Raw genomic sequence first — 3075 nt, forward strand, 5'->3', positions numbered from 1 at the left:
CCGTTGCTTCCACTTGTCCTTGCAGGACCAGGGGCTGCCGGCTCATGAGTAATATGCCGGCAAGCGAAATGATGACCGTTGCGGCCAGGATAATGACGAATGCAATGCTGATGCTTTTATTATTGATTTTCATAAAGGGTAGGTTTTAATAAGTTGTCTCGAAATATTTCTCGAACCGTTCCGGCGTTCCGCAGATAGCCAGCAGGTTCATCAGTGCCACATCATATTCGTAGTAGGCTGCCAGACGCGCCACGCGGACGGTTGCCAGCATCGTTTCCGCATCTACGACCTCGGTACTGGTTGCCATGCCTTCGGCAAAGGATTTCTTGCGGATTCGCACCAGCTCTTCGCTCAGCTCGATGGTGGTATTCAGGGCGCGTACGTTGTCTTGTGCCTTTTGCAGTTGGGTGTATAGCTTGTCGATGCCTACGCTCAGGTCTTCTTTGGCTTTTTCTTGTCCCAGGGCAAGGGTCTGCTGGGCTATCTTCGACTGGCGGATGCGCTTCTCACGCGCCAGTCCGTCGAACAGGTTCCAGGTGAAGCCCACACCTACGATGGTGCGGGGGACAAGATTGCTTTGTATGCCGTGGGCATAGAGGGTCTGCTTGCCGAATACGGCGATGTCCGGCAGGTAGCCGCTCTGGTCGATGCGGAGCTGCTGGCGGGCAATCTGTGACTGCAGTTGCAGTTGGTTCACGGTGTAGTTCTCCACCCGCATGGCTTGCAGGAACTCCTCTTTGGCGGGCAGTTGGTCGTTGATGAAAAGCTCCGAAGTAGGATGGATGCTGCATGTGTCTTGCAGGTTGAGCAGGGTGCGCAGGGCACTTTGCACGACGGAGGCCTCCTTCCGGGCAGCCTCCAGTGAACGGGCAGCTTCATCCATATTCACTTGGGTAAAGAGCCGGCCTGCCTTGTCTATCATGCCGGCAGCTTCCAGTTTAAGGGCATTCTGGTAATGGCGTTGTAGGCTGTTGTAAGTCTCCTGCCGCACGCGTACTACCTCTTGCGCAAGTTTCAGCCCGAAGTAGCTTTCTGCCAGCAGGGTGCGTTGCGTGGCATCGGTCTGTCCCCGGTTTTCGCGGGCGATGTCTATCATGGTGTTGCCTATCTTCGAGGCCCGGATGCGCTTGCCGCCGGAGAATACGACCCATTCGGCGGTCAGGCCGACGGAAGTCAGGTTGCGTGGAGCCAGTGGAAAGGCAAGGGTATGGGAGCCTATCTGGTCGAGTATGCTGCTGATGAATTGGTCGTCCGGCACGATGTTGTGCACAAAGTCCTTTGCCGGGTCGGTGAACTGGGAAAGGGGCTGTTTTACCTCTATCTTTTCGGAAAGATGCACGAACGTACCGGCACCTTGCAGGGAGGGGTACCAGAGGGCATTCAGTTTGTCACGTTCCGCACGGGCGGCTTCAATTCCCTTGTCGGCTATTTTCAGGCTGCGGTTGCCGTTTTGCATCTGCCTCAGGGCATCACCGAAGCTAAGGGGAAGGGAGGTTTGTGCGGCCACTCCACCGATGGCAAGCAGCACGCAGGCAGCAGCCGGAAAGAATCTCCGGCATAATAGATTATTCATAAGTTCGTTCGGTTTAGGGGTTCTTGTTTCTCTAAACAAGAGGAGGTGGGAATTGTTCAGTAGTCATCTTTTTGAATAGAACGTTACAAATATAACGAATAGTTTCCGAAGATATGGCTTATGAATGGGAGAGATATTCGGATTTGCACTATCTTTGCATTCGCTAAAATGGAATTTATGGAGAAACTTCATCCGATTATGTTTGCCGGGACGGGCAGTGATGTGGGAAAGAGCATCATTGCTGCCGCCTTCTGCCGCATCTTCAAGCAGGACGGCTATCAGCCCGCACCGTTCAAGGCACAGAATATGGCGCTCAATTCATTTGCCACTCCCGAAGGGCTGGAGATAGGCCGTGCCCAGGCTGTGCAAGCAGAAGCCGCCGGAGTGCCTTGCCACACGGACATGAATCCGCTACTGCTGAAACCACAGTCGGACCATACCTCGCAGGTTGTCCTCAACGGGCGTCCTATCGGCAACCGCAATGCTTATGAGTATTTCCGCAAGGAAGGACGCGACGAGCTGCGCCGGGAGGTTTGTGCTGCCTACGACCGCCTTGCCGCTCGCTATAATCCCGTTGTGCTGGAAGGCGCGGGAAGCATCTCCGAAATCAATCTGCGGGATACCGACCTTGTCAATCTGCCGATGGCCCTGCATGCCGGAGCCGATGTAATCCTTGTGGGGGACATTGACCGTGGCGGTGTGTTTGCCAGTGTCTATGGTTCGCTGATGTTGCTTCGTCCCCATGAGCGGGAACGCATTAAAGGAATTCTTATCAACAAGTTCCGGGGGGATATACGTCTCTTCGAGTCGGGCATTACGATGCTGGAGGAGCTTTGCGGCATTCCCGTTGTCGGGGTAGTACCTTACTACCGTGATATCTACATTGAAGAAGAAGACTCCGTGGCGCTTGCCGCAAAGTCTGTCCGTGCCGAGAAGGGAAAGGTGAACATCGCCGTCATTCTGCTGCGCCACCTCAGTAACTTTACCGATTTTAATGTCCTGGAACGTGACCCGCGCGTACATCTCTTCTATACCAACAATGTGGATGAGCTGGCAAAGGCCGACGTCATCCTGCTGCCCGGCTCCAAGAGCACGCTTGATGACCTTTACGAATTACGCCGTAACGGTGTGGCGGCTGCCATCATCCGTGCCCACCGTGAAGGTGCCACCGTGATGGGTATCTGCGGCGGCTATCAGATGATGGGGCAGGAGGTGCTCGACCCTGAGCATGTGGAGGGGGACATTGAACGCCTGCCCGGACTGGGGCTGTTGCCCATCAGTACCCGCATGTCGGGAGAGAAGGTGACCCGCCAGGTGAAGTTCGGTCTGTGCAGTCCCCATTCTCCATCTTCCACTCTCCATTCTTCATTAATGCAGGGTTATGAAATCCATATGGGAGTGACCACCCCCGTGGAAGGTACTCCCGATTCTCCCCTGAATCTTTTGGAGAACGGCTCTACCGACGGTTACTGCGTGGACTCCACCTGCATGGGGACCTATAT

The 3075-nt window shown here is 54.8% G+C and carries 2 protein-coding genes and 1 pseudogene; 1 reads left to right on the forward strand and 2 read right to left on the reverse strand.

Translation table 11 applies throughout. The annotated features are described in order from the left end of the window. Positions 1 to 133 (reverse strand): annotated as a pseudogene (locus tag ABUA47_RS16545) (HlyD family secretion protein); the annotation flags it as partial. 12 nt (positions 134 to 145) lie between these two features. Beyond that, positions 146 to 1573, reverse strand: a complete 1428-nt coding sequence (locus tag ABUA47_RS16550; protein ID WP_035448426.1) for a TolC family protein — start codon at positions 1571 to 1573, stop codon at positions 146 to 148. Between the two features lie 177 nt (positions 1574 to 1750). Here ABUA47_RS16550 and ABUA47_RS16555 point away from each other — a divergent pair. Beyond that, positions 1751 to 3075 (forward strand): cobyric acid synthase (locus ABUA47_RS16555; protein WP_349831778.1); only part of this gene is annotated, 1325 nt, incomplete at its 3' end.

Origin of the sequence: Bacteroides sp. RTP31139st1_H2_RTP31139_211217 (assembly GCF_040227615.1) — a bacterium.
GTDB lineage: Bacteria > Bacteroidota > Bacteroidia > Bacteroidales > Bacteroidaceae > Bacteroides > Bacteroides uniformis.